We start from the raw sequence: 21040 nt of genomic DNA, 5'->3' as shown, positions 1-21040 counted from the left end.
ATTTGCTGCTACTCTCGCTTGCATGCGTCAAATAGCGGCATTCCTAAATATACCATTAGTATCTATTTCCATTCTAATAATGAATGAGCATTCAGTCAATCTATATCTTCCATCAATTTCAAATTAGTCTAAACTTAGGGTGAACGGTACACATCTAAAGAGGCAGTATAGGGGTAATTTGCCGAAAACTTGTCATACTAATTTCATGGCGATAAAATCAACCACTTCCGCTTGAAAGGATGCCTATATAATGGAAATTCGATTTGGATATGTCTCAACCGCTCTAGACCTTTGGGACTCCTCCCCCTCTAAGACCATTACCTATACACGCTGGAGCAGTCTTCCTGCCAAGGATCAACAGAATCGGTTGCTCGAATTGACGAGGCAGAATATCGAGACGACAAAACGGATTCTCTATTACAATATCGCGAAGGAAATTAAGATATACCGCTTCTCAAGCTCCATTGTCCCGCTTGCCACTCACCCTGATGTGAAATGGGATTATATGACCCCTTTCAAAAAAGAGTGGACTGAGCTTGGCAAGCTCGTTAAGGATCACCAGCTGCGGGTTAGCTTCCACCCAAACGCCTTCACCCTCTTCACATCCCCAAACCAGGATGTGACTGAGAAGGCGGTAGAAGACATGCAATACCATTACCGTCTCCTTGAAGCGATGGGCATGCCCGAGGGCTCCTTGATTAACATCCATGTCGGCGGTTCATACGGTGATAAAAAGGCTGCTATCAGCCGCTTTCATCAAAATATACAAAAGCTCCCTGTACACATTAAGGAACGAATGACACTAGAGAATGATGATAAAACCTATACCGCTGAAGAAACCTTGCAGGTGTGCGAGCAGGAGGAAGTCCCCTTACTCTTCGATTACCATCACCATATTGCCAATCCTTCCACCGAGGAATTGAACACCCTCCTCCCTCGTATTTTGAAGACGTGGGAAGGACGCGACTGGAAGCCAAAAATCCATATCTCCTCCCCCAGATCCGACAAGGAGATTAGGGCCCACGCAGTTAATGTGGATATGGAATTCATTCTCCCGTTCATTCAGCTTGTGAAATCGGCCGGAGTCAAAGAGATTGATTTCATCATCGAAGCGAAAAACAAGGATATCGCGATGCTGAAATTAATTGAAGATCTCTCCTCCCTCAGAGGGGTCAAAAGGATTAGCGGCGGCACCATTCGATTCAAATAAAAAGGCCATCCCTTGATTGATAGATCAAAGGATGGCCTGATTTTCTTCCTATTACATTCTTTCTGGAGCAGAAACACCAATCAGTTTCAAGGCATTTGCCAAAGTGATCTTCGCTGCTTGCACGAGAGCAAGACGAGCTTTGCTTCGTTCAGGATGCTCAAGGTCAAGAACCTTGTCCGCATTGTAGAAGCTGTGGAAAGTAGAAGCTAGGTCAAAGATATAGTTTGTCACACGGTGAGGCATGCGTTTCTCGGCCGCTTCAGCAACAGCCTGCGGGAACTCACCAAGTTTCTTCAGCAAATCGATTTCTTTTTCAGAACCGACTTGGCTGTAGTCAACCTCTCCATCAAGTGTGATGCCCATTTCTTCACCTTGGCGTAAAATGCTGCAAATACGCGCATGAGCATATTGAGCATAGTATACCGGGTTGTCATTCGATTGAGAAACAGCCAGGTCAAGGTCAAAGTCCATATGGGAGTCAGCACTTCTCATGGCAAAGAAGTATCGAACCGCATCCAAGCCAACCTCTTCCATCAAGTCTCTCATCGTAACAGCTTTACCTGTACGTTTGGACATCTTCATCTTCTCGCCATTTTTGAACAAATGTACAAGCTGGATGATTTCTACTTCAAGCGTATCCTTTGGATAGCCCATCGCCTGGATAGCTGCCTGCATACGCGGGATGTATCCGTGATGGTCAGCGCCCCAAATATTAATTAATTTCTCAAAGCCGCGCTCAAGCTTATTCTTGTGATAAGCGATATCTGGCAATAAATACGTGTAAGAGCCGTCATTCTTGATTAATACACGGTCTTTGTCATCGCCGTATTCAGTAGAGCTGAACCAGGTTGCTCCGTCCTTCTCGTAAATATGGCCTTTCTCGCGGAGAAGCTCCAATGCTGGCATAATCTTGCCATCCTCATAAAGGGAAGTCTCAGAGAACCATACGTCAAACGGGACGCGGAAGCTCTCAAGGTCCTTCTTCAATTTCTCCATTTCATATTTCAAGCCGTACTCGCGGAAAAACTTGAAGCGTTCTTCGTCACTCTTATCAAGAATTTGATTGCCGAATTCTTCTGCCAGGCGTTTTCCGATATTGATGATATCTTCCCCATGGTAGCCGTCCTCAGGCATTTCTGCCTCAAGACCAAGCGCTTGCTTGTAGCGTGCTTCAACAGAGTAAGCAAGATTATTGATTTGGTTTCCGGCATCATTGATGTAATATTCACGGGATACATCCCAGCCAGCTTTATCAAGAATATTAGATAGTGAATCCCCTACTGCTGCACCGCGGGCATGGCCTAAATGCAAATCACCTGTCGGGTTGGCAGAGACGAACTCAACCTGGATTTTCTCGCCCTTCCCAACATTTGATTCCCCGTAAGCTTCTTTTGCTTCAAGAATAGTCGGAATCAAATCAGTTAGGTAGCTATTATCTAAATAAAAATTAATAAAGCCCGGTCCAGCAATCTCAATTTTTGAGATAGATGCCTTAGTCGTATCGAAATTCTCGATGATGGCCTCCGCAATCGCTCTTGGCGCCTTTTTCGCAACACGGGCAAGCTGCATCGCCATATTTGTTGAATAATCTCCATGCGCCTTATCTTTAGGCAATTCAAGGATTACGCCTGGAATCTGTTCTTCTGCTGCCAGGCCGGCCTTAAGAACGGCCTGTTTGATTTCGTCTTTAATTTGCTGTTGAATCTCCGTTACGATATTCATTGATTGTTTTCCTCCTTGACCGTTAATGTAAGGTGATAATGCCCCACATTTTCATCCTGCAAAAATAAATGATAGGAAACCGAAAACTCTTCCTCATTGGTCTCTTTATTGACGGTATGGTTCAGGGCAATTGTATGAGTCGATAAATCAAGTGTACCATGAATGCTGTCATAAGAACCTTCTGTTATGGAGCCAATTTTGTAGAGCTGCTTCATTTTCACCGCTCCGGTCCGAATGATGAGCATCTCGCTTCCATCATATTTCACCGTCGTATTGATTTTCCCATTATTCTCTACATGTTCAATGTAACGGACATATGTCGCATTAGGCATATGATGCAGTGTCCCGAATGTGACAAGTTCTATATTCTCTACATCATCCTCATGTTCGATCCTTGTCTTCAATCTCACCATGACCTCTTTAGCTGTATTCCCTTTTTCCTCGGTCATATAATGAACTCCCCCTGGGATTGTTTTAGTACTCAATTCTACAAGTATAAGATATTGAAAAACAGTCTGGCAACTTGCCGGACTATATTTTTAGAAAAAAAGCCAAAGTCCGCTCCTTTATATAGTATGGACGGATTCTCCTGGTTTTTAGCCTTCTTTTTCTCGAAACCTAAAAGAGTATAGTCTAATCCCCCATAAAAGTAAAGATTTACCCCAAAACCCAAATTTCCGTTTAAAAAACCCCTGTTTTTTTCATACTACTGATAATAAATGATTTGACACCACTAGACTAAGGGGGAAGGAATATGTCCAGAACCGAACGCAGAAGAAAAAAACGAATCATCTACCGCGCCTTTTCATTTGCCGCGTTAGTACTCGCGGCAGTCTCCCTCGTATGCACGACCGTCATATGGGCTGCTGTTAAGCTGGCCGGTGCACCTGAGGTGGTTGTTCCGCAAACGACTGTATACTTAGCCGATAATCTACAATCTTTCGGCGAAAGCCATGGCGGACAAAAGCGCTATTGGGTAGCACTTGATGAGATATCCCCTTATTTAATTGATGCCACCATTGCAGTGGAGGACCGGCAATTCTACTCCCACCATGGTTTTGATATGAAGCGAATCGCAGGTGCTATCGTAAAGGATGTAGCTGCACGCGCTAAGGTTCAGGGTGCAAGCACAATCACACAGCAATATGCCCGGAATCTCTTCCTAGGTTCAGAGAAAACATGGTCAAGGAAAGCAAAGGAGGCATTCTACACACTCCGGCTAGAAAATCATTATTCAAAGAATGAAATTCTAGAAGGTTATTTAAACACAATCTATTACGGTCATGGCATGTACGGCATTGAAGCCGCGAGCCATTATTATTTTCACAAGGATGCCCGTGACCTGACATTAACAGAGGCAAGCATCCTCGCTGGCATCCCAAAAGGGCCCAGCCTCTACTCTCCGATTCGCTCGTCCGAGAATGCGAGAAATCGCCAGCATGTCGTCCTTCGCTCAATGGAGGCAACCGGCGCAATTACGAGAGATCAGGCCGAACGGGCAAGCAAGGAATTTCAGGATATTGCCTTCTTCGGCTCGCTGGATACAGAGGATTTAGCAGAAGCCCCCTATTTCCTTGATGCAGCAAACCAGGAGCTGAGGACTATTCTGCGCGGCCGCGAGGATCTCATTCGTAATGGCGGATTAACCGTCTATACGACTATGAATATCGACCAGCAAACAATAGCAGAGAAAATCGTCACAGCACATATCCCAAACAATAGTGAATTGCAGGTTGCACTCGTGGCCATGAATCCAAAAAGCGGAAGCGTAAAAGCCTTAATTGGCGGAACCAATTATGAAAAGAGCGCCTTCAACCGCGCGACCCAATCATTACGCCAGCCTGGGTCGACTATTAAGCCTATTCTTTATTATACGGCGCTTGAGAAAGGCTTTACTCCATCGACTACGATGAGGAGCGAGGAAACAACCTTCTCCTATGATGAGGGTAAAAGCAGCTACACTCCTCATAACTTCCGTAACCATTACGCTAATGAAGCTATTACAATGGCACAGGCCATTGCCTTATCGGACAATATTTATGCGGTCAAAACCCATCTCTTCCTTGGCCAGGATGAACTCGTCAAGGCAGTGAAGCGCTTCGGTCTCACATCCAAAATGGCAAAGGTGCCATCACTTGCCCTTGGCACATCCGGCGTCAAGCCAATCGAGATGACTAATGCCTATAACCACTTCGCCAACGGGGGCAAAAAGGTAAAGCCATTCTTCATCACAAAGGTCGTCGGCCGCGAAGGTGAAACCTTGTACGAACGCAAGCCGCAAAAGAAGAAGGCTTTAGATAAAGCAAACTCCTATGTCATGACACAAATGCTCACAGGCGTCTTTGATCAGAAATTAAATGGCTATGCCTCTGTCACAGGCTCCTCTATCATTCCAAAGCTCTCACGCCCGTTTGCCGGAAAATCCGGCTCCACGGAATATGACAGCTGGATGGTCGGGTTCACACCACAGCTGACAGCTGGCATTTGGGCAGGCTACGACCAATCCCGAAAGCTTGAAACGAAATATGACAAAACAACCGCCAAGCAAATATGGGCTGAATTCATGGAAGCCACCCACAAGGACAAGCCAGTTACCGAATTCAAGCAGCCAAAAGGCGTAGTTGGCGTCGAAATCGACCCAGTCACCGGCTTGCTGGCAGATGATGATTGCCCGGTAAAACGGATGACCTACTTCAAGAAAGGCAGCGAACCGAGGGAAATATGCCCGCTTCATGGACATAATGACCATGATGCTGATGAGCTGCCAGACGCTGAAAAAGAGAAGCTGCCTTGGTACAGGAGGATTTGGCCGTTTAAGAAAGGGGTTTAGTGTGGTGATTGGCTTTCCACCCTTTTCCCCTTTGTATGGGGATTGGGTGGACTTTCTCTGACGATGGACACCCTTTCCCCCTTTGCATGGGATTTGGGTGGGCTTTCTCTGACGATGGACACCCTTTGTCCACCCTTCACCCCCTTTGTATGGGGATTGGATGGGCTTTCTCTGACGATGGACACCCTTTTCCCACCCTTTACCCCTTTGTATGGGGTTTGGGTGGGCTTTCTCTGGGCAGAGGGTGGGCTTGGTCACGCTTCTCCCACACTTTTCCCACCTTTCACCCTCTTAGTATGGAAAAGGCTGGGCTTTCTCTGATGATTCCCCTAGGGTGTGGACAGGATTTATCTTGTTTTTATCTCCGTTATACAAAAATCCCCAAACCAGTTATTGGTTTGGGGATTTTCGTGTCCTAGCTCTACGTGAATGTACAATCTCACGTGATTTTAGTTTACTTTTTTTGGTTGCAGGCGACAAGTGATTTGCCAAACAGCACCCCAATTCCTTCCATCGCGTTCACATTTCTGACACATTTAATTGCTGCTTTAATTCGTCAGAGGAGTTGTTCCACAGCTCTTCATTATGACTTTTGAGGAAGTCGGCGAGAACTTTTTTAGAGCTGTCATCCATATGGTCAACAATGATGTGGCGCTTTAGGGATTTATCCATGCGGTTTACGTGCTCTGGCAAGGATTTATAGCCGCGGCGAATTTCTTTGTCGACGGTCATTTCACAGGCGGTCACACCGGCATAGTAAGCACCGGTTGGCGCTTGTTCGATGGTTACCCAGACAAGCCAGTACGGCTTTCCGTTTGGCACATCAGCTTTATTGGGCAGGAATTTGATCCGTCTCTCGATTTCACTGCGCGCATGCATGGCGCCGATATCGACAAATGCCCTCTTTTCTTCTACATCAACAAAGACAGGCGAGACATTTTCAAGGCTGAGTGCGCCAATACCGTAACCTTTATGGCCGTCTGTCGGATTATTTTTAATAATATTGAAGGTTGGTTTTTTCTTTTCTTGGCTCATGGTCCAATCAGAAGCCTCCTTTTAATATAAAATCATTGAATATAATGCTTGCACTATGCTTGGCACAAGTTCAAGCAGGATTGGGTCAATCGTATATTGACCGAGCGGTGTTATGACAAGGATAAGGAAAATCAGTACCCCATATTGCTCGTACTGCGTCATTTTTGCCCGGAAATCCGGCTTGACTAGATCCTCTATTATACGATACCCATCTAATGGGGGAAAAGGCAATAAATTGAACACAAACAGCAGGACATTTATATTGATGAAGATGGTAAAGAACTTGAACATGAAGTCTGGTACCATCAGCCCGATACCGAACTGCTGGATGAGGAAGACAACAAATACAGCCAGCACAGCGAGAGCGAGATTACTCAACGGACCCACGATGGAGACAATGATTCCGTTCATGCGCGGGTTCTTAAAGAAGAATCGGTTTACGGGTACGGGCTTTGCCCAACCGAACCCGAACAGGATGATAAAGATAGCGCCGATTGGGTCAATATGGACGAGCGGATTCAATTTCAATCGCCCTTGATTCTTCGCGGTCATATCACCGAATTTATAGGCAGCATATGCATGGGCATATTCATGGGCCGTGAATGCAATCGCGAGTGTGACAATCATATAGGGCAAATTGGTGATTATGCTCTGTAAATCCACAAACATCTCCCTTTCTATATGGATTGATTATGTACTAAAGGTTATCTTGCTTTCTCATTCTATTTATGAAAAACTAAGCTCATATCCATGATAAACAAGGAGGAATATCCATGCCATTTGTCACTGTAAAAATGCTTGAAGGACGCACAGAGGAGCAAAAGAAAGCCCTTTGCGAAAAAGTAACGGAGGCAGTTTCTGAAACAACAGGAGCTCCTCGTGAGAATATTACGGTCTTCATCGAGGAAATGTCCAAAAACCATTATGCCCCAGGCGGCAAACGCTTAAGCGACCAATAAGGGTGATGGCAAAGAATGGAGCAGTCACTGCTCCATTCTTTTTTGATTTATGAATGCATGGATAATGGCTGTTTATTGGTCTCAATCAGCTCGTCGACATAGACAAACGCCTCTTTAATCTCTTCCGCTGAATAATTTTGCTTCGCCTTTAGTTCTTCAATCTTCTGGACGATTTCAGGCTTTGGCAAATGATCAAAGAAAAAGATGGTTGAGACGAGCTCAAGGAAGCGGGCAGTCTGCCCATTGAGTTCATTTAAAAATAGCATAAGGCGCTCATCAAGGCCATTCTCATACAAGGTCAGGAACTCGCGGCCGGCCTCAGTCAAGGAATAATCGTATTGAAGGCAGCCATTCTCCTTATCCTTTAGCTCCTCAATCAGCCCCAGATTTCGTAATTCCTCAATCTTTAATGTTAGCTCCTCTGAGTACGGTCCGTAAAAATGGAATTCAAATTTCTCATGAAATGGATATTGCAGTTTCTTTGAAATAAAGATCATCTTTTGTAGCTTTTTTCTTCCAGCGATATGCCCTGTAGCATTTATGGCTGAAAGGATGCGTGCATGATCCTTTAACACCATTCTTCACCTCTTTTGTCTAGATTACTCCCATTCGAGCATTCGCTTAATTTCCTCTTTCTCGCGGCCATGGACAGACATATCGTTAAGCATATCAGCCGGGAAATAGAGTTTATGATCCGTACGTCTCTTGCCGGAGATTGCATCAACGATATCGGACTCACGAGAAAGCTCCTTCAGTTCTTCCTTTTTCGATAACAGATAGATAGGCACCCGCTCCTCCTCTTCCCCTGGGCGGTAAAAGTCATATGGAAGATCAGAAGATGAGTCGAGCACCAAATAGTATTCCGGGTCCATCCCAGCTTTAGCAAATAATTGGGTCAGCTTTAAGAGCTTCTTCATCTCCTGGTTGGATGGTGTGAATTCAACATACTGGAATAGGTCGCGATTATTGAAACGGCGGCACAGGTCACTAAGAATCAGGTCTTCTTCTTCTTCCCATTGCTGGAAGTAATATAGCATCACAGCATCGTCCAATTTCAGGTAATCCCGAAGAGTAACCGTATGTGTAAATAAAGAATTAAAATGATAGGGTTCGTGCTGGAACTGATAATTCTCTTTATAGAGCTCCTTAGCACGATGGAGAATCTTCGTCAGGATGACTTCCGCGCTCCTTGTGACAGGGTGGAAATAGACCTGCCAGTACATTTGATAGCGGCTCATGATGTAGTCCTCTACCGCATGCATGCCGCTTTGCTTGAAGACAGCCTGCTCTTCTGTCGGACGCACGACACGCAGTATTCGCTCCATATCAAACTGGCCGTAGCTGACCCCGGTAAAATAAGCATCGCGCAGCAGATAATCCATCCGGTCTGCATCGAGCTGGCTGGAGATGAGGCTGACGACAAGCTTATTGGCATGTGTCTTCGCGATGACTTCTGCCACTTCTTTCGGGAAGGTCTCGTTTACTCGGCGGAGCACCTTATTAACCTCTGTATCGCCGAGAATGATTTGGCGCGTAAATACTTCATGGTCCATTTCAAACACCTTTTCAAAAGAGTGAGAGAATGGCCCATGTCCTAAATCATGCAAAAGTGCTGCACATAAGGATAAAAGCCGGTCCTTCGGGTTCCATTTCTCACGGCCGTCAAACACGCCATCAACGATTCGTCTCACAATCTCGTATACTCCGAGAGAGTGATTGAAACGGCTGTGCTCAGCCCCGTGGAAGGTCAAATAAGTTGTGCCCAGCTGCTTAATTCGGCGCAGGCGCTGGAACTCCTTCGTATCAATTAGATCCCAAATCACCCGGTCATTCACGTGGACATAACGGTGCACCGGGTCTTTAAATACTTTTTCTTCGCTCATTTTTTGCAGAGAATACTTCATCTGATTCCCTCTTCCTTCTCAATCATGTTTTTATTATAGCTTGTTTGGAATAAAAAACATATTATCGCCATCATTTAAAAAGTGGGTTTTTTGGCATGAAAAAAACCTCCATGCTGAACATTTGCATGGAGGCTATCCTTATTCCTTCGTCCTGAATTGCCATAGCGGTGACCTCATCCAGCCGCCATAGCGGTCGCTGAGCTCGACATACCAGAAATAATCGGTGTCCTTATTCAAATTATGAAGATGAGCCTTCACTTTTCGTTTCTTTTTGCCGGCATAGTCACGGCCGATTTTCTTGTTAGAGTACACATTGACACTGATATAATCGGTCGCGACCTGCTTGTGAATCGGATTCAGCTCCAAGTCTTCAATCGTGAACTCATCCTTTTGTGGCTCAAAGAAATTATAATCATCCATGTATGGAGAATACGTCTTTACGTTCAGGCGCTTATGGGCCGGGTCGAAGTGAAGCATCCGCATATAGCCTTGTCCTCCCTCAGGGCCGCTCTGGTAATCTGCAAGCATCTCATATACCTTCCTGACTTTGCCCTTATCCCCTTTTACAGGAATCTCGGCTGTATGCCTGCTTGCACCAGGGATATGACCGGCAAGCACGAGCTTAATATTGTCATACCGCCTGATGATTTTGTCGAATATTTGCCTGCCATTAAATGTTCGCTCTCCCTCATCGTCCAAATAATTATGGACAGCGAGCACGACATTCCGCTCCGAATAATGGTTCAGTACATCTTTCACCCATTTGAGAGTCTCGCGCTCGGTTTCATGTCCCCACCCTAAATAGAGGAACAAGAAATCATGTCCGCCAAAGGACATCAAGTCATAATGGTTTCGATTCTGCTTCGTCCCATGATAAAACGGACTTTCATGAAAGCGTCTTTTCCCGAAATAGCGAGCAAAATTGCGATAATCTTGAACAAGATTGCCGACATCGTGATTACCGGAAACGACTCCGTATGGAATCCGGTTCTCATCGAGAATGCTCATTGCCTGGTCTGCCACTTCCCATTGCTCCTTCGCCCAGCGGACATTGACCATATCCCCCGTATGGATAACATATTCGGCATTCCCCAATTGATTTTGGATGCGAATCCAGTTTGTCATGACAGGAAATACATGAGCAAATGTCTCTGAGTAATATTGTGTGTCTGACATCCACACGAGGTTGAACGGCCTGTTTACGGCATCGATGACCCGGTCTTGGATAAGAACATCAACAAGTCCGTCATCCATGTAGGTCTCAGGCTTTATGCTTGCCCGAAGCGAGAAATCGTCCTCACCATAGCCGTATACAAGGGAATCCCATCTTGCTTCAAGCCGATTCCAGGCATACATGGTCACTCTCCTTCCCGGAAGAGAATGACCAACCCATTCTAGCTCTACTTCCTTGATAGCGGAATTCGGCTCAGCCAAGCTCACCTGATAGCGCTGATAGGGAAATCCTGAATCAGCATTCGTCACCCAATATTTCTTGTCCGCCTCAGCAACCTGTTTGAGCTGACTTTTTCCCGCCAGCTCCTCACGTTCAGTCATCAAGCCTTCCGGCGGCTCCTCATCAGCAATATAGGAGTAAGCCTTCAAATGCGGGCTCTTGGAATCATAGCGTTTGCCAGCATAGAATTTCGCCAAAAGCCGATCGTTTGTCGGGTCTTCAACCTTAACAGTCAGGCTTGGATGCAAAGAGACGTCCTTCTCCTCATTTTTCGGGCTGATCTGTCCAGAAATGATCGGCGTTTCTTCAACTACCTGAAAAGGGATGGTTTTTTTTGCCCGGTTTCCTGCCGCATCCGTTGCGACAATCTTGACGGTATGCTTGCCCTTCCTCAGTTTTCCTGACGATGTCGTGTACGGAAGGTCAATCTCCTTGCCGTCCAAATACCCCTTTATCGAAGCAACCGAAGTAATCTTATCCTCTGGATTAGCATTGATTGTGAATGTCCCCTTATAGGTCTTCCCTTTCTTCGGGGCAATAGGGTTCAGCTTCGGAGCCGAGTTATCAAAGACTACCTTTGCCTCATGCTCGGATTCCCCCGTCGCCTTAATGATATGGACTCCATCCTCATAGGTCGTTGTATCAATCTCCGCTTGCAGCGTCCTAAATTTAGCAGGAGAAATGGTGAACTCAAACACCTGGATGAGAATTCCCTTCTTGCCAAGCGCCCAGTCACGTCCGTCATGATAGGTTTGCTTCTTTTCATCTCCCTCCGCATTAATACCCTTGACGGCTTTCGGCCGAATAATGGTTCCGTCATCAAGCAATAGCTTGATATTTTTGACTGTAAAACGATCGGCATCCTCCATGTTTGTTACCTTCCCTGACCGGTATACCTCCTTCTTTGTTCCAGTATGAATGGCGATGCGATTCTTGCCGGGCTTAAGTGTCTCGATTGGAATCGAGATTTCATAGGGCATATATTCTCCCTCCGTCGGCTTGAGAGAGGTGATTCTTTGCTTGCCGACATATATGGCACTCTTCTTGCGCTCATCAATGCCGAGCCCCTCGAAAACGAAGGCAGCCGGCTTCCCTAATGTTTGCTGGGTGAGAAGGGGCCTTCCATCGAGCATTAAATCCATCTGTTCATCTGCCCAGCGTTTATGTAACTGGATTCTTTTTACACCTCGCAAAATAGTATTATCCTGCACAGACAATCCCGACTTTACGGATTTATACATGGACGGATTGCCGACCTTGATAGTCTTGACTCCCTTTTCTGGATAGCGGGTCGTCGTTCCATAGCCGTCCGATAGTTCCAAATAGTATTCTATATTAGGTTTCGCTCCATAAAGATTATAGCGGGGAATGAACCCTTGAAAGGTCTCCAGCGTCTTCATCGTGAATTTGATGCGGGTATAGTTCTTGTCCTGTGCCCGCTTATAAAACATCTCAACTCTCTTAACAGGCTCTTTCCCCTTTATTTCTGCCTCGAGCTCAAGGTCTGTCCGTTCAGGAATCTCATTGGGCAGATTAATCGGATTGAACGTCATTTTCCCGCCTATTTGCTTCTCATTCCATTCATCTGGTACTTGCTCTTTCGTCACAATACCTGGTGTAGGACGAGATCTATCCATCTCCTTCAGCCTCTTCCTCTTTCCTGCATGGCGGAAATGTGTATTTCCTGTTTCATAGGTGACATAAGAAATAACCGCCCCGGTATCAGTAGCGAGAACAAGTGTATTCTTCCCCTTGTTTTTCAAGGTTCCCTTCAAGTCGGCGAGCAGCCGGACATCCCTTTTGTAATGCTCGTTAAATTCTGACACAGGACGCTTATTCGAAAACCAGAGGACAATTGCCTTTCCTGCCGGCACCATTGTCCGTTCCTTGAGGTCCCAGGTCCGCATCGTTTTATCCATCGCAAGATAGCGGAGGGAATAGTCACCAAGATTGACCGCCTCATTCGTATTATTGTATATCTCGATATATTCATAATGATTTCCGTCCGGAGAAACCTCCGTAATCAGTAAATCAGGTACTTCTTCCGCACCTCGATGTGAAGAAAATCCAGCTCCTACGATCATAGCGGCTGCGATTGTCAGCAAAAACCTCATTCAATCCCCTTCCCCCTACAAGATTTCTCTTAGTATGGTTCACAGGACTGATTTTATGAAAAGAAGCCGCACCCCAGTTAGGAGCACGGCTTCTGTATTATTTAATCTTCTTTTCCACTTTTTCAATCAATTCATCTTCTGTCAGGGCAGCCACAGGACGATTGTTCACGAACGCAAAGGATTTCTTGCGCCCTGGCCCACAATAGGACTGGCACCCGATTTCGATTTTTGCATCTGGATCAACCTTTTTCAGTTTCGGTAGCAGTGTTTTTAAGTTTGTGGCTTGACAGTCGTCACATACCCTAAATTCATTCGACATGACCGCCTATCCTTTCTTACCAAAAAATTAGCCCCTTGAATACGGGACTATTGGACCTAAAGCGTATTGTATCACTCACACATTTATGTTTGCAAGAATGATGTAAAGTCTATAAGGCAACGAAAAAATCTAGTAACCTGTATAAAATTTCTCTTATCTGCCCATGCTAGAACCATAATTTGCAAATTTATTTTTAATAAGGGAGTTGTAGACATGAAAGTTAGACAAGATGCATGGACAGAAGAAAATGACTTGCTGCTGGCTGAAACCGTACTAAGGCACGTTCGTGAAGGCAGCACACAATTGAATGCATTTGATGAGGTCGGCGACAAATTAAACCGGACGGCAGCCGCCTGCGGATTCCGCTGGAACGCGGTTGTTCGCCACAATTACGAGAAAGCCCTGCAATTGGCCCGAAAGCAAAGAAAGCAGCGCCAGCGTTTGCTCGGCAAGGACCAAGGCGGCAAGAAAAAGATTCTCTATCAACCACCTGTGCCATCATTAAGAGATTTCGAGACCGTTACAACCGCAATGGAAGAGGAATTGATGGAAATGGAGCCCTCCGCAGAAGGATCAGCTGAAGGAAAAGCGGTACACCAAGAGACAGTCGTGGAGCAGCCAAGCTTCTTCCCGATGATGGAAGCCATTCAGCCCTCAGAAATTACAATGGCTGATGTGATCTCCTTCCTGCAAAACTATGACGGAGATAGCCTGAAAATCCAAGCCCTTCAATCCGAAAATGAGCGCCTGAAGCTAGAAATGCATGATTTAAAAGAGATAAACAGAGAGCTTCAGCACAAGCTTGATAATGTTCAAGAGAACACGCATACTATCCAGGAAGACTATGAAACACTAATGAATATTATGAATCGCGCCCGTAAGCTCGCGCTAATTGAAGAAGAGGAACGCCAAGCAACAAAGTTTAAGATGGACCGAAACGGCAACCTCGAGAAAATCGCTGAATAAAACCCTTCAAACCAGTTCCAATTCGTGAACTGGTTTTTATTTTGGGTGCAAAAAAACGAAGGCAGCAAATCTGCCTTCATTCTAAAAGTCCAAGCTTCTCATTTCGCTCTTCTATTCTCTCTAAATAGGATTCATAAACAGGCTGCTCTTCCCCCGTCAACCCTTCGCTCACAAGCTCATCCGAGAAGCTCTTAATCGATTGAAGGAAACGGCGAACAACCTCTTCAACTGTTAAATCAGCTGACAGCAGCTCTGAAAGAGAGGCCATTACATCCGGATTAACATCCGGATAGACGAACTTCGTCTCCTCATCTCCGCGTGCGTTCTCATAAAACGCCTTAATAAGAGCCGCACGATCGGCTGCATTTCCACACACATCCACATAAATCTGAACAGCAACCCCTCCGCGAATACGGCGCTGGGAGATGCCAGCAAACTTCTTGCCGTCTATGCTCAAATCATAGCTGCCCGGACAGTACGAGCCAACTATCTCCCCTGCCTCAATCTCCGCATCAAAATCACGAAACATATGGCGAATGAGCTCCCACATGGCGTCATACCCCTTGTTGATGCCAATCTGGCCGCTTTTTTCAGGGAAAACGAGTGTCAGGTTAAGGATGCCTTCATCCAGCACGACAGCCAGGCCGCCAGAGTTGCGAACAATGCAGTCATAGCCTTGGCCTTGCACAAATTCAACACCCTTTTGCAAAAATGGGAGCCTTCCATCCTGTATGCCCATGACAACAGTCTTCTTATGTACCCAAGCTCTCGCTGCAGCCGGTGACATCCCTCCGCCGACAGCCGCGCATAATGTATCATCAACCGCAAACGATTGAAGCGCTCGCATATAAATCCCTGATGTACTATGATCAATGATTCTCCATGTACCTTGTCTTAACAAGCTCATCTTTCTCGTCCCTTCAAAAAAAACGGCGTCTGCATGATTCGAGACGCCGTCCTTGTTCATTCTTAAATTGATTGTCTTATCGTACCAAGCTTTGAGATGCTGTAATCAATGCAAGGTTGTATACATCCTCTGCATTACATCCGCGGGAAAGGTCATTCACTGGCGCGTTCAATCCTTGAAGGATTGGACCGACAGCTTCAAATCCGCCAAGACGCTGAGCAATCTTGTAGCCGATGTTACCAGCCTCGAGGCTTGGGAATACGAATACATTCGCTGCCCCTTGCAACGGAGAATCAGGGGCCTTTGAAGCCGCTACGGACGGAACGATTGCTGCGTCAAATTGCATTTCTCCATCCACGATCATTTGCGGATCCATTTCCTTTACAAGCTTCACAGCGTCTGCTACTTTTGTTGTTTCCTCAGACACAGCAGAACCAACTGTAGAGAAGCTTAGCATTGCCACACGCGGGTCTAGGTCGAACATGCGTGCAGTACGTGCACTCTCAATTGCGATTTCCGCAAGGTCTTGGCTGTCCGGCGCAATATTGATCGCGCAATCGGCGAATACATATTTCTCGTCGCCTTTTACCATGATGAAGACACCAGAAGTTTTCTTCACGCCTTGTTTCGTTTTGATAATCTGCAGCGCCGGGCGAACTGTATCAGCTGTTGAATGAGCTGCACCGCTAACAAGTCCTTCAGCTTTATTTAAGTAAACAAGCATTGTGCCGAAATAGTTTTCATCTAATAGGATTTGGCGCGCTTGCTCTTCTGTCACTTTCCCTTTACGGCGTTCTACAAAAGCCGCTACCAATTCATCCATCATAATATAATTAGCCGGATCATAGATTTCCATATTTTCTACAGAAATCCCCATATCACTAGCCTTTGCACTAATTTCTTCAATGTTTCCGATTAAAACAGGAACAACAGTTTTATCAGCAGCTAATCTGCCTGCCGCTTCTAAAATACGCTCATCTGTACCCTCTGGGAATACGATACGTAAATTATGACCGGAAACCTTTTCTTTTAATGCAGTAAATAAATTACTCATTTTACTTATGTCCTCCTCTAAATGTCACTCTACTTAGAATACTACTATCGTACCTGATTGTCATTTAGGTTTTTCTATTTTTTTGCTGGAAACGCATACAGCTGCTTTTTTCACGAATTTGACACAATCGCGAATAGAGAAAATTTTGGAATCATTATGATATATTAGAAACAGCAATCAACGAAATTCTAGTAGGAGATGATTGAACAATGAGTGAAGCAGCAAAAACATTGGACGGCTGGTATTGCTTACACGATTTCCGCACAATCGACTGGGGTACATGGAAAATGGTCCCTGCCGAAGAGCGCACTGCCGCTATCAAAGAATTCCTTGACCTCGTCGAAAAATGGAACAAAACGCAGGCTGACCAACAAGGCAGCCACGCTCTCTATACAATCGTCGGGCAAAAAGCCGATTTCATGATGATGCTCTTGCGTCCAACGATGGAAGAACTAAACGAAATCGAAACAGAATTCAACAAAACAAAGCTCGCCGACTTCACCATCCCGGCCCATTCGTACGTATCCGTCGTGGAATTAAGCAACTATATGGCCAAAGACTCTGATGAAGATCCATACCAAAATCCGCATGTCCGTTCCCGTCTATACCCAATTTTGCCAAAAGCTAAGCACGTCTGCTTCTATCCGATGGACAAGCGCCGCCAAGGCAATGACAACTGGTACATGCTCTCCATGGAAGAACGCCGGAAACTCATGTACTCCCACGGCATGATTGGCCGCCAATATGCCGGCAAGGTCAAACAAATCATCAGCGGCTCTGTCGGCTTCGATGATTACGAATGGGGCGTCACCCTATTCGCTGACGATGTTCTCCAGTTCAAGAAACTCGTCTACGAAATGCGCTTCGATGAAGTCAGCGCCCGCTACGGCGAATTTGGCTCCTTCTTTGTCGGCAATTTGCTTGATGAAGAAAAAGTCGGCCAATTTCTGAAGGTTTGATAAGGTATTGATAGGACACCCGCTTAATTGTAAGCGGGTGTTTTTTTGTTGGGATTGGGCTGGGCGAGGGTACAGGTTTGGATCACTTTTCTTGCCGTTTGTATGGGTGAAAGGTGGGGATTGCTTGACTTCTCCCATGCTTGGTCCACCCTATTCCCACCTTTTGACCACCCTTTTCCCACCCTTCATACCCTTTGCATGGGCGAAGGTGGGCTTTCTCTGACGATTCCCACCTTTTGACCACCCTTTTCCCACCCTTCATACCCTTTGCATGGGTGAAAGGTGGGCTTTCTCTGACGATTCCCACCTTTTGACCACTCTTTTCCCACCCTTCATACCCTTTGCATGGGTGATGGGTGGGAATTGCCTGGCTTCTCCCACACTTACCTCACCCTTTCCCCACCCTTCATACCCTTTGCATGGTCAAAAGGCGGGAATCACTTGACTTCTCCCAGCAGTAACAGATAAAACAGCCCTCAATGCAGGTACGGGATCTCCCTTAGCGTTCCCAAGTCAAAAGGCGTGCATTCTTCATCTCCTTTAAAGCCCATTCAATTTTTTATCATAAGCTGGTCTTCTTCTGCATAATTTTCTTTAGTGAGCATGCCTTTTTTTCTTAAAGACAATGACTTCATAATACTTAATTCATCAGAAAAGAGGTGCTTCGAGTCTTGGCTGTTATCCAAGCTACTGAGGATGATGTTAAGTTACTTGCCCGATTGATGAGGGCAGAGGCAGAGGGTGAGGGAGAGCTTGGGATGTTGATGGTGGGGAATGTAGGGGTGAACAGGGTCCGGGGAGAATGCTTGGATTTTGTGAATATCCGTACCATTCCGCAGATGGTTTTTCAGAATCCCGGCGGATTTGAAGCGACTCAAAAGGGTTATTTTTATCAGCGGGCCAGAGAAAGTGACATACGTTTGGCGAGAAGGGTCATTAATGGAGAACGATTTAGACCCGCCACAAATGCGCTTTGGTTTTTCAGGCCAGAGGGCGATTGCCCATCTCAGTGGTATGGTCAGTATAACTCCGGCCGCTATAAAAACCATTGCTTCTTTGCTCCTATTGAGTCCGATTGCCCAACTGTTTTTGATTAATTAGACAAAGGAGGATTTATCTATGCAACAACCTGGTTCACCATCTTATGGGGGAGGCGGTCCTTTTAACGGAGGATACCAAGTTCCTTACAATCCTTATATGGCTCAAAACGGGGCGCCGAGGCAGCAGCAACCACAGCAGCCCCCGCCAAGCATGTATCCTTCTCAGGGACAGATGCCTCCATCTGGGTCTTCATTCCAGACGTCACCGACATCAAATGGAGGGGCCAGCTCTCCTCCGCAACAGTCGTACATCGAAAATATTCTGCGCCTGAACAAAGGGAAGCTGGCGTCTGTATTCATGACATTTGAGGGCGCTAAGGAGAATAACACGAAATTATTCAAGGGTATTATTGAGGCAGCTGGACGGGATCATCTGATTTTAAGTGACCCGCAAACCGGAATGCGCTATTTGCTGCCGCTGATTTATTTAGATTATGCATCCTTTGAAGAGGAGATTGAATATGCTCCTGAGTTCGGAGGGGTTCCTAGGTAAAGATTCGGAGGGTTCCGAAACAAAAAGCAAGGGCTCCTTTCTATGCAGAAAGGAGCCCTTTTATCATCTTTTAGCTATATTTGTACACAGCGACAATCATCAAGATCCAGGCAGTGATAAATGCGACCCCGCCCAATGGCGTAATCATGCCGAGCTTCGAGATGCCGCTCACGCTTAAGATATAGAGACTGCCGGAGAAGAGAATAATGCCGGCAAGCATAGCCCATCCAGACCAGCTTAATAAATTATGTGAGGATAAATGATTCCATAAAAGACCGATTACAAACAAGCCTCCTGCATGAAACATTTGATACTGAACACCTGTTTGCCATGTTTCTAAATACTTATCTGCTATTTTCCCCTCAAGGCCGTGGGCTCCAAAGGCTCCTAATGCCACAGCCAAGGCCGCGTTAACCGCAGCGATGATGATGAATGTCTTCATCTGCTTTTCTCCCCTTTATCTATAGACTAAAAGTCAAATAACGAATCTCCATTTGCGTCATCCAATCGAACGGGCTGTTCGTTTGGAAGTGTGACGGTTCCTTGCTGTGTGATTGGCTGCTGCACGATTGGAAGATGGCTCGCTTGCACGGGCGCGGCGACCTTCTTCGTCTCGGTTGAAAGGAGGAGCTCCATTAAGCTTTTGGCCGCAATGATATAGCCTTTCTGCTCTTCCCCTTTTGTCTGTTTCGCCCTCCGAATAAGTTCCTCAGCCTTCGAAAGGACGGCTTCTGATGTGATTTCCATACACTCACCCCGCTTCAATTTCATCATACCACAGGAGGGTCAAGCGGTGCACTCGGTAGTGACCAGTCTATTTCGCCACGCCCGGCCTTCCTAAGAAGCTCATTGGTTTTTGAGAATGGTTTGCTTCCAAAGAAGCCGCGCCGGGCTGAGAGCGGACTCGGGTGAGCTGATGAGAGCACATAATGTGAATTGGTATCAATGAGCGGCAATTTTGATTGCGCAGGTCTTCCCCAAAGGAGAAAAACGACCGGTTCTTCCTTTGCGTTCAACGACTGGATAATGGCATCTGTGAAGGTCTCCCACCCTTTTCCTTTATGGGAGTGAGCTTCTCCTTCCCGGACAGTGAGCACGGTGTTTAAGAGCAGGACTCCTTCGTCTGCCCATTTTTTCAAGTAGCCATCAGCTGGAATCGGAACTCCAAGGTCATCCTGCAGCTCTTTGAACATATTACGAAGCGATGGCGGTACCTTCACTCCTGGCTGTACAGAAAAACTCAGTCCATGCGCCTGGTTTGGCCCATGGTATGGGTCTTGTCCGAGGAGGACGACCTTGACATTCTCATAGCTCGTATAATGAAGGGCATTAAAGATATCCTCTTTCTTTGGATAAATGGTTTTTGTCTCATATTCTTCTTTTAAAAAATGGCGTAATTCACGGTAATAAGGCTTCTTAAATTCCTCGCCTAAAATAGCTTGCCAATCATTTTGGAAAATTGGTTTGTTCATATTTTCTTGTCTCCTTTATGTTACTAAATAAGACCATTTTACTTCTATTATTGATGTTTACCCATTTGTCCTCCGGGATATATACATAGTGTGGAAACATTGTTAACAGGTACCAAAAACACAAGGAGGATGATTTAATGTATTCCGTACATGTCGTAGAGAATTCGGTACAAGCGAAAGCTAAGATAGAGCAATTAGTATCAGAAGGTTTTTCAAAAGATCATGTTTATGTATTTGCGCACGATAAAGATTTTTCGAAGGACTTAACAGATGCAACTGATTCCGGCTCTGTTGGGCTAAAGGAAACCGGCCTGTTTGAAACAGTCGGCAACCTATTCAAATCCCGCGGTGATGAGTTGCGCAGTAAATTTGAGTCACTCGGACTTTCTGAAATGGAAGCAGGCCAATATGAGGAAGCATTGGACAACCACAAGGTTGTTGTCGTAGCCTCCAATCAAGCGGCTGACACAGATAACACGAAAACAATGTAATGTGCGCAGAGGATGAACATTTTCTATATAAAAGAGCTCCAGGCTATTCGTC

21 protein-coding genes are annotated in these 21040 nt (G+C 45.8%); 8 read left to right on the top strand and 13 right to left on the bottom strand.

Annotation, left to right across the window (positions count from 1 at the left end; translation table 11 throughout):
• Positions 1 to 250: 250 nt before the first annotated feature.
• Positions 251 to 1210: a UV DNA damage repair endonuclease UvsE gene (gene uvsE, locus CYL18_RS05630; protein WP_104848508.1), complete on the top strand. Its 960-nt coding sequence runs from the start codon at positions 251 to 253 to the stop codon at positions 1208 to 1210.
• A gap of 51 nt (positions 1211 to 1261) precedes the next feature.
• Here uvsE and argS read toward each other — a convergent pair whose 3' ends face one another.
• Both argS and CYL18_RS05620 read right to left on the bottom strand, forming a co-directional pair.
• Positions 1262 to 2932, bottom strand: coding sequence for an arginine--tRNA ligase (argS, locus tag CYL18_RS05625; RefSeq protein ID WP_104848507.1), 1671 nt, complete (start codon positions 2930 to 2932; stop codon positions 1262 to 1264).
• Positions 2929 to 3381 carry a DUF1934 domain-containing protein gene (locus CYL18_RS05620; protein WP_104848506.1) on the bottom strand — a complete coding sequence of 151 codons (453 nt, stop codon included), beginning with the start codon at positions 3379 to 3381 and terminating at the stop codon, positions 2929 to 2931. Before CYL18_RS05620 ends, argS begins: the two co-directional genes overlap by 4 nt.
• Before the next feature lie 305 nt (positions 3382 to 3686).
• Between CYL18_RS05620 and CYL18_RS05610 the strand changes: the two genes are divergently transcribed.
• The gene (locus CYL18_RS05610; RefSeq protein ID WP_104848504.1) at positions 3687 to 5762 is read left to right on the top strand and encodes a transglycosylase domain-containing protein; all 2076 of its coding nucleotides are present in this window, start codon (positions 3687 to 3689) and stop codon (positions 5760 to 5762) included.
• 519 nt (positions 5763 to 6281) lie between these two features.
• Here the strand turns inward: CYL18_RS05610 and CYL18_RS05600 are convergent.
• Together CYL18_RS05600 and CYL18_RS05595 are read right to left on the bottom strand one after the other, a co-directional pair.
• The gene (locus tag CYL18_RS05600) at positions 6282 to 6797 is read right to left on the bottom strand and encodes a YwhD family protein (RefSeq protein WP_104848502.1); all 516 of its coding nucleotides are present in this window, start codon (positions 6795 to 6797) and stop codon (positions 6282 to 6284) included.
• Positions 6798 to 6818: 21 nt separating this feature from the next.
• Positions 6819 to 7466, bottom strand: coding sequence for a site-2 protease family protein (locus CYL18_RS05595; protein ID WP_104848501.1), 648 nt, complete (start codon positions 7464 to 7466; stop codon positions 6819 to 6821).
• 104 nt (positions 7467 to 7570) lie between these two features.
• Here CYL18_RS05595 and CYL18_RS05590 point away from each other — a divergent pair, with 104 nt between their 5' ends.
• On the top strand, positions 7571 to 7756 hold the full coding sequence (locus CYL18_RS05590) for a 2-hydroxymuconate tautomerase (protein ID WP_049669276.1): 186 nt from the start codon (positions 7571 to 7573) through the stop codon (positions 7754 to 7756).
• Positions 7757 to 7803: 47 nt separating this feature from the next.
• Here CYL18_RS05590 and CYL18_RS05585 read toward each other — a convergent pair whose 3' ends face one another.
• The 4 genes from CYL18_RS05585 to CYL18_RS05570 all read right to left on the bottom strand — a co-directional run bounded on the left by CYL18_RS05585 (position 7804) and on the right by CYL18_RS05570 (position 13546).
• Complete coding sequence (locus CYL18_RS05585) at positions 7804 to 8331, bottom strand: YwgA family protein (RefSeq protein WP_104848731.1); 528 nt, start codon at positions 8329 to 8331, stop codon at positions 7804 to 7806.
• A gap of 24 nt (positions 8332 to 8355) precedes the next feature.
• A complete protein-coding gene (locus CYL18_RS05580) occupies positions 8356 to 9660 on the bottom strand; it encodes an HD domain-containing protein (RefSeq protein ID WP_104848500.1) in 1305 nt (434 codons plus the stop codon).
• 138 nt (positions 9661 to 9798) lie between these two features.
• Positions 9799 to 13227 carry a lamin tail domain-containing protein gene (locus CYL18_RS05575; RefSeq protein WP_104848499.1) on the bottom strand — a complete coding sequence of 1143 codons (3429 nt, stop codon included), beginning with the start codon at positions 13225 to 13227 and terminating at the stop codon, positions 9799 to 9801.
• 97 nt (positions 13228 to 13324) lie between these two features.
• Positions 13325 to 13546, bottom strand: coding sequence for a DUF1450 domain-containing protein (locus CYL18_RS05570; protein ID WP_104848498.1), 222 nt, complete (start codon positions 13544 to 13546; stop codon positions 13325 to 13327).
• 213 nt (positions 13547 to 13759) lie between these two features.
• Here CYL18_RS05570 and CYL18_RS05565 point away from each other — a divergent pair, with 213 nt between their 5' ends.
• On the top strand, positions 13760 to 14512 hold the full coding sequence (locus CYL18_RS05565; RefSeq protein ID WP_104848497.1) for an RsfA family transcriptional regulator: 753 nt from the start codon (positions 13760 to 13762) through the stop codon (positions 14510 to 14512).
• A gap of 76 nt (positions 14513 to 14588) precedes the next feature.
• Here the strand turns inward: CYL18_RS05565 and CYL18_RS05560 are convergent, their stop codons facing one another.
• Positions 14589 to 15419 carry a lipoate--protein ligase family protein gene (locus CYL18_RS05560; protein WP_236636267.1) on the bottom strand — a complete coding sequence of 277 codons (831 nt, stop codon included), beginning with the start codon at positions 15417 to 15419 and terminating at the stop codon, positions 14589 to 14591.
• A 76-nt stretch (positions 15420 to 15495) separates the two neighbouring features.
• Positions 15496 to 16473: a phosphate acetyltransferase gene (gene pta / locus CYL18_RS05555; protein ID WP_104848495.1), complete on the bottom strand. Its 978-nt coding sequence runs from the start codon at positions 16471 to 16473 to the stop codon at positions 15496 to 15498.
• Positions 16474 to 16682: 209 nt separating this feature from the next.
• On the opposite strand from pta, the gene hemQ reads away from it, so the two are divergent.
• From hemQ to gerQ, 3 genes are all read left to right on the top strand, one after another.
• Entirely contained in the window at positions 16683 to 17432 is a 750-nt protein-coding gene (gene hemQ / locus CYL18_RS05550; protein ID WP_104848494.1) for a hydrogen peroxide-dependent heme synthase, read from the top strand.
• Between the two features lie 671 nt (positions 17433 to 18103).
• Positions 18104 to 18529, top strand: a complete 426-nt coding sequence (locus CYL18_RS05540) for a cell wall hydrolase (protein WP_104848492.1) — start codon at positions 18104 to 18106, stop codon at positions 18527 to 18529.
• 22 nt (positions 18530 to 18551) lie between these two features.
• Positions 18552 to 19025 (top strand): spore coat protein GerQ, encoded by a 474-nt coding sequence (gene gerQ / locus CYL18_RS05535; protein WP_236636265.1) that lies wholly within the window; start codon positions 18552 to 18554, stop codon positions 19023 to 19025.
• Positions 19026 to 19095: 70 nt separating this feature from the next.
• Here gerQ and CYL18_RS05530 read toward each other — a convergent pair whose 3' ends face one another.
• From CYL18_RS05530 to CYL18_RS05520, 3 genes are read right to left on the bottom strand one after another with little or no spacing between them, the layout of a single operon-like run.
• Complete coding sequence (locus CYL18_RS05530) at positions 19096 to 19467, bottom strand: DUF423 domain-containing protein (RefSeq protein ID WP_104848491.1); 372 nt, start codon at positions 19465 to 19467, stop codon at positions 19096 to 19098.
• 26 nt (positions 19468 to 19493) lie between these two features.
• Positions 19494 to 19772, bottom strand: coding sequence for a DUF5327 family protein (locus CYL18_RS05525; RefSeq protein WP_104848490.1), 279 nt, complete (start codon positions 19770 to 19772; stop codon positions 19494 to 19496).
• Between the two features lie 23 nt (positions 19773 to 19795).
• A complete protein-coding gene (locus CYL18_RS05520) occupies positions 19796 to 20497 on the bottom strand; it encodes a uracil-DNA glycosylase (protein WP_104848489.1) in 702 nt (233 codons plus the stop codon).
• Positions 20498 to 20634: 137 nt separating this feature from the next.
• Here CYL18_RS05520 and CYL18_RS05515 point away from each other — a divergent pair, with 137 nt between their 5' ends.
• Positions 20635 to 20988, top strand: coding sequence for a general stress protein (locus CYL18_RS05515; RefSeq protein WP_104848488.1), 354 nt, complete (start codon positions 20635 to 20637; stop codon positions 20986 to 20988).
• Positions 20989 to 21040: the final 52 nt, after the last annotated feature.

This window comes from Pradoshia eiseniae (assembly GCF_002946355.1).
Taxonomy (GTDB): domain Bacteria; phylum Bacillota; class Bacilli; order Bacillales; family Pradoshiaceae; genus Pradoshia; species Pradoshia eiseniae.
Note: the sequence above shows the minus strand (reverse complement) of the source record. Positions and strands in the feature narration are given on the sequence as shown.